Annotated in this window: 6 protein-coding genes and 1 pseudogene; 4 read left to right on the forward strand and 3 right to left on the reverse strand. The window is 62.0% G+C overall.

Translation table 11 applies throughout. The annotated features are described in order from the left end of the window. A pseudogene (locus FS320_RS48945) lies at nt 1-173 on the forward strand (IS630 family transposase); the annotation flags it as partial. A gap of 138 nt (nt 174-311) precedes the next feature. On the opposite strand, the gene FS320_RS37535 reads toward FS320_RS48945, so the two are convergent. Continuing rightward, nucleotides 312-1,301 (reverse strand): YVTN family beta-propeller repeat protein, encoded by a 990-nt coding sequence (locus FS320_RS37535; protein ID WP_152717383.1) that lies wholly within the window; start codon nt 1,299-1,301, stop codon nt 312-314. 19 nt (nt 1,302-1,320) lie between these two features. Beyond that, a complete protein-coding gene (locus tag FS320_RS37540; protein WP_420846819.1) occupies nt 1,321-2,493 on the reverse strand; it encodes an ABC transporter substrate-binding protein in 1,173 nt (390 codons plus the stop codon). Nucleotides 2,494-2,823: 330 nt separating this feature from the next. On the opposite strand from FS320_RS37540, the gene FS320_RS37545 reads away from it, so the two are divergent. From FS320_RS37545 to FS320_RS37555, 3 genes are all read left to right on the forward strand, one after another. After that, nucleotides 2,824-3,204, forward strand: coding sequence for a hypothetical protein (locus FS320_RS37545; RefSeq protein WP_152717385.1), 381 nt, complete (start codon nt 2,824-2,826; stop codon nt 3,202-3,204). 211 nt (nt 3,205-3,415) lie between these two features. Next, nucleotides 3,416-3,553: a hypothetical protein gene (locus FS320_RS48950; RefSeq protein WP_244627641.1), complete on the forward strand. Its 138-nt coding sequence runs from the start codon at nt 3,416-3,418 to the stop codon at nt 3,551-3,553. A 144-nt stretch (nt 3,554-3,697) separates the two neighbouring features. Beyond that, the gene (locus FS320_RS37555) at nt 3,698-4,129 is read left to right on the forward strand and encodes a cupredoxin domain-containing protein (RefSeq protein WP_202882942.1); all 432 of its coding nucleotides are present in this window, start codon (nt 3,698-3,700) and stop codon (nt 4,127-4,129) included. Nucleotides 4,130-4,208: 79 nt separating this feature from the next. Here FS320_RS37555 and FS320_RS37560 read toward each other — a convergent pair whose 3' ends face one another. Further along, a complete protein-coding gene (locus FS320_RS37560; protein ID WP_152717386.1) occupies nt 4,209-4,823 on the reverse strand; it encodes a DUF938 domain-containing protein in 615 nt (204 codons plus the stop codon). Nucleotides 4,824-5,125 lie beyond the last annotated feature (302 nt).

Raw genomic sequence — 5,125 nt, forward strand, 5'->3', positions numbered from 1 at the left:
GGCATCATGGCAATACGATCGAACAGGCCTTTGCCAAGATCAAGGCGCACCTGCGCAAAGCCGAAGCCCGAACGTTCGATGCACTCTGGCGGGCCATCGGTGACATCTGCAACTTGTTTGAGCCGCAGGAATGTTGGAACTACCTCAAAGCTGCCGGCTATGCGTCCGTTTAATCGTCCGATGCTCTAGCGGGCGGGAGCCAATAGGACACGATTATGCGGATCAGGGGTCTCGAAACGGTTCTTCCGTTCGCATGCGAGGTCCTTTCCGATGTTATGCCGGACGGGTAGACCAGCAAGACCTTGGCCGTCTCACTTCGGTCCGACCACGACTCCCCAGGGATATCCGCCGACCTTCACGCTCTTCAGCACCTTCGCGGCTTGCACGTCGATGATCGAAACATCGCTGGAAACGCCGTTCGTCGAGATCAGGAGCCTTTCATCCGGTGTCATCGCAAGCTGCCAGACCCGTTGGCCGACGAGCAGGTATTTCTCCACCTCCATGGTCTCGGCATTGACCACGGCTACTCGGTTCGCCGGGCCCAAGGCGACAAAGGCTTTCTTACCGTCCTTGGTTAAGCGCACGCCGACCGGTTGGATCGTCTCCTTCGTTATGCCGGGGATCCGAAACTCGATCTTCTTGATGACCTTATGGATTGCCGGATCGATCACGCTCACCGTCCCACCCACCTCTGATGAGACCCACAGCCTCTTCCCGTCTGGGGAGAATTCGGCGACCCTCGGCCGTGAATCGACCAGCACGTTTCCGATGATCTTGTGGCTCGTCGTATCGATGAAGTGAGCCATGTTGGTGGTCTCGGACGTGTTGACGAGGATTGCTCCGTCTGGACTGATCCCCATCCCCTCCGGCTCGACCCCGACCGGAACCTCAGCCAGGAGCTTGTTCGTCTCCACATCCACCACGGTGACCATGTTATCGTCCTCGTTGGCGATGTAGAGCGGGTTTCCCTTCGGATGCAGGATGAAGAGCTCGGGGTCCGGGCCGGATCGGAGGTTGCGCACTACCTTGCCGGTAGACGTGTCCACCACGTCGACCCGGTTGTCGTCGCTCGCGCAGACATAGAGCCACTTGCCATCGAGGCTCAGGGTGATACCGCGTGGCCGGCGGCCGACCTTCCAGGTGGCGATCACGGCGAGCTTGTCCGAGTCGATCACCGAAACGGTGTTATCCTTCTCGTTCGAAACATAGATTGTGTAGGCATTCGCCTCGGCGGCAGCTCCCAGCCAGACAATCCCTAATGCGGTCACCACTGTCTTATGGTCGAAGAGGCTCCACGGCATGACAACCCTCCCAGCTTTATCATTGGAGTTTGCAGGCGGTTTCCGGTTGATCGAATCCAAGGGTGTCGAGCGGTGTGCGCTGGTGCAGGTAGCCTTGCTCGGGCGCGACCGAAACTAGGAAGCGCGGCTGAACCACCAGTAGCGGCTGTCGGAGTTGCTGGTCCCAGGGCCTGAAGCTCAGCGAGCCCCCCTTGTACGCCGGGAGGCCGAACTCCGCTCCACGCATGAACTGTCTAACTGTCCCGGGATCGGTAGCCTTCGTCTGGGTGACGGCCTCCCCGACTGTCCGCACCGCCATCCAGACTTGGTAGTCGAGCGGACGCATTGGGCGATTGGCCGTCCGGCGGAAGCGGGTCTGGGCTTGGGCCGCCCCCCACACCTCGAACGTCGGATGCCATGTGGTGGCTACCAATCCTTGGGTGCCCACGACGAGCCGTGGATCCCAGGTCCGGAAGGTCAGGTAGTCCCCGAAGTCCCCCGCCTCGTCGGCCACGATGGCGATGTCGTAATCGAGGTTCTGCGTGATGGTGAGCGCTCCAGCGGTTGTCGGACTGTCGGCCTTGGCGCGAGCCAGCGGACCAAACTCCCAAGGCTTCTCTGCTGCGATCGAGAGCCCGAACTTGCGGGCGGATCGTCTTACGGCCTCCGCGTAGAGCTTGTCCCCCGGCTGGGGGCCAACGACCAGGAACAGCCGACGCCATCGCTTGAAAGCAAGGAACTGAGCCAAGGCATCTGTCAGCATGGCGCGACTCGGAGCCATGTGGAAGATGTTGGGTCGGCAGTCGGCGCCACGCAGCCGGTCGTCTGTGGCGCTGACGTTGAACAGCACCACGTTCTCGCCCTTAAGCGCATCGGCGATGGCCAGAAGCTCGTCAGCCGGCAGATTGACCGCCAGGAACCCGACTCCGCGCCCGACAAGGGATCGCGCCGCCGCAACTGCATCCTGCCCCTCCTCAACGGTCTCTTCCTCAAGGGCGTAGCGGTGTCCTGTGAATTGGCCGGTCGTATTGTTGTCGCGCACTGCCAGGCGCGCGCCTGCGATCCCCTCATCTTCGGGCACCGGATCGAACTCGTACAGCGGCGGCGGCGGCGGCTGGCGGGTGATCAGCGCGATGCGAATGTCGATCGGCGGGGGTGCCTGCGCCTGGGCAAGCGACATGAATGCCAGAAAGGCAACCAACGCGCCCAGCATAAGAACGCCCTGGCGGGCTCGCAACCAATGGAGCGAACGCAACGGTACCATGGGGAATGCCCTGTCCACATCGGGAGCCGAAGGGCGGGCCGAGCCAAGAACGCAATACCTGCGGCACTTCCACTTCGGCTGGTTGGGATGAGTATTGCACAGAAGCTTCGCTGGGCAACAGCAGCGCACGTCAGCTTTTCGTGACCCATGATGTGCAGCACTCTCGGTACTGGCATCATAGAGCTGCCATGGTCTGCCAGCAGATTGGCTCTTACCCGACCGGGTCGCTCCAGCGGATCTGCCCTCGGGCCGATTTCGCCTGAGCGGGAGGGCCCCAACATGGGCCGGATGTTACTTGTTAGCCTTCTTGCAGCGACCTGCCTCAACCTTCCGGCTGCGGCGGTCGAGGACCGGGCGGTGGTAGCTCTCACCCAAGACCTGAAGCAGCATGCGCCGTCTCAATGGGAGATCCGCGTGCGCTGGCGGGATGGCTATCTCCTCGCGACGATTACGCCGCAGCCTTCGCAGGCGGCTTTCGAACTCGTGTACGCGCCTGCGAAGATGACGGAAGCACTTATCGACCTCTGCCCCGGTGCCGGCGCCGAGGTCTGGAGCCTCGTGGGATCGGAGCAGGATGTCGTCCTCGAACCGAGCGTCGGGGGAAAGGCCGTTGTCACGGCGCGGATCAGTTGCCGTAAGGCCAAGCTGAATCGGTCCTGACTGCTGTGTGGCAGGCACGAGGAGGATGCCATGCCCCCGTCCTACAAAGAAGGGGCCGTGGAAAAGCTGCCGACCCATGCTATGCTGTTTGTGCGACGATCCTTGGGAAAAGGGCGCCAAGGCCGTAAATGACCGCGTGAAATCGACCGGCGCGAGCGTCCGCCGAACTGCGTAACAGATGTCGTTCAATCGTGGGTGGGAGGAGTCTCTCATGCGCCACATGTTTGTGTCGTGTCTCGTGGTCGGAGCGATCGCTCCCTCGGCCATGCCTGTCACAGCCGACGACCAAGGCGATTGCACCGCCGGCATCGCCATGATCAAGGCCGAGCTTGACAAGAAGCCGCCCTAGGTGACGCTCACCGCCCTGCAACGGGCCCTCAGGAGCGCCGAACGCGAGTTGAAGGAGGCGGAGTTCGACGAGTGCGTCGATGCCGTCCATGATGCCAGGAAGGCCCTAGGGCGCTGATGCAAGCCAGCCAACCAGGAGTGCCACGTGATGATGGTTTTTCGGGTGAGCCTGCTGACCGCCGCACTAATTCTGCTGACGCCGTTCACTCCGGCTTGGACGCAGGCCGGTCTCCTGGGACGCGTGACGCGGCTTGCCCCGACCGAGCTGGCGGTCGGAAAGCCGCTTGCCGAGGGAGCCTACGAGATCGAAGCCGGCAAGTACTATCGGCTCCCGATCCGGGTCGACGGCAGCCAGGAACTGCAACTCGTCGGTCCGGAGTTCTTCCGCAACGTTTGGATCAACGAGGTGGTGATCAACAAGATCGAGGTACGTCCGCTCGGGCTCGACAGCATCGAGTTCGATGCCGAGGGCGAGGCCACCATTACATTCGTTCCGATCCGGCCCGGCCGCTTCGAGTTGCGGGTACCGGGCACGACGGGCGAATCCCAGCGCGTGATCTTCAACGTGAAAGGCTGAACAAAGCCCACGTGAAGGGAATTGTTGAAGTTAGACGTGCCAAGAGACGCCTTTACGGATCCGCGACCTTCGGAGTCTCCTAGCGCCGGAAGACAAGGCTGAGATTGTTGGCGGGCATCGGGATGCGCTCAACAAGCGTCAGCCCGTGACCTCCGGCGAGATCTGCTACCGCTTCAAGGTCCCGAATACCCCACTCTGGATTTCTGCTTCTCAGATCGGCATCAAAAGTGTCGTTGCTCGGCGCCGTGTGAATGCCGTTCTCCTTGTAGGCCCCATAGAGGTAAAGCACGCCTCCCGGCGGGAGCACCCACCCGGCTCCAGCCATCAATCCCTGGGTCACCCGCCAAGGGCTGATGTGAACCATGTTGATCGCCACGACAGCATCGGCCTGGACAACAGGCCATTCGGGAGCGGCAGCATCGAGCGAGAGCGGGGCGAGAAGGTTGGGCAGCCCTGAGATCGCCCGATGGGCCGCGATGCTTCTCAGAGCCTGCTCATCCTGATCCGACGGCTGCCACTTCAAATGCGGCAGCGCCGCCGCGAAATGTACCGCGTGCTCACCCGTGCCGCTGGCGATCTCCAGAACCGTCCCGGCCAGAGGAAGAACCCTGCGTAGTACGGCCAGGATGGGATCCCGGTTGCGGGCCACGGAAGGCGAAGTCAGTGCATCTTGAGAGGCAAATGTCGTCATCATGCAGAGGGGATATAGAGCAACTCAGGGCAGAGTCCTGGAACTTTAGCCGGAAAGGCAATGCATGGATCGAAGTCGCTTAGCAGCGTTGTCCGTGAAGGTCCGCTCACGGCCGCAGTACTGACGTTCTTCCTACTTCCGGAACGTGCCAAGGAACGAACCCGCTCGCGCGGGAGGGCACTGCGGCTGGGGCGGCGCCATGACTTGGGGGCGGTAACCCGCTGAAGGGCACACAATGACAGGACTGGGTCCTGTCTTGAGGATCGAGGGGTTTGGTCCCTCCACCTCACGACAGGAGCCCTCGA

Source organism: Microvirga tunisiensis, from assembly GCF_009296175.1.
GTDB lineage: Bacteria > Pseudomonadota > Alphaproteobacteria > Rhizobiales > Beijerinckiaceae > Microvirga > Microvirga tunisiensis.

Excerpts from the sequence above, each read along its gene's own strand:
- FS320_RS37535 (WP_152717383.1), bottom strand. The coding sequence starts at position 1,301 with ATGCCGTGGAGCCTCTTCGACCATAAGACAGTGGTGACCGCATTAGGG.
- FS320_RS37560 (WP_152717386.1), bottom strand. The coding sequence starts at position 4,823 with ATGATGACGACATTTGCCTCTCAAGATGCACTGACTTCGCCTTCCGTG.
- FS320_RS37545 (WP_152717385.1), top strand. The coding sequence starts at position 2,824 with ATGGGCCGGATGTTACTTGTTAGCCTTCTTGCAGCGACCTGCCTCAAC.
- FS320_RS48950 (WP_244627641.1), top strand. The coding sequence starts at position 3,416 with ATGCGCCACATGTTTGTGTCGTGTCTCGTGGTCGGAGCGATCGCTCCC.
- FS320_RS37540 (WP_420846819.1), bottom strand. The coding sequence starts at position 2,493 with ATGCTGGGCGCGTTGGTTGCCTTTCTGGCATTCATGTCGCTTGCCCAG.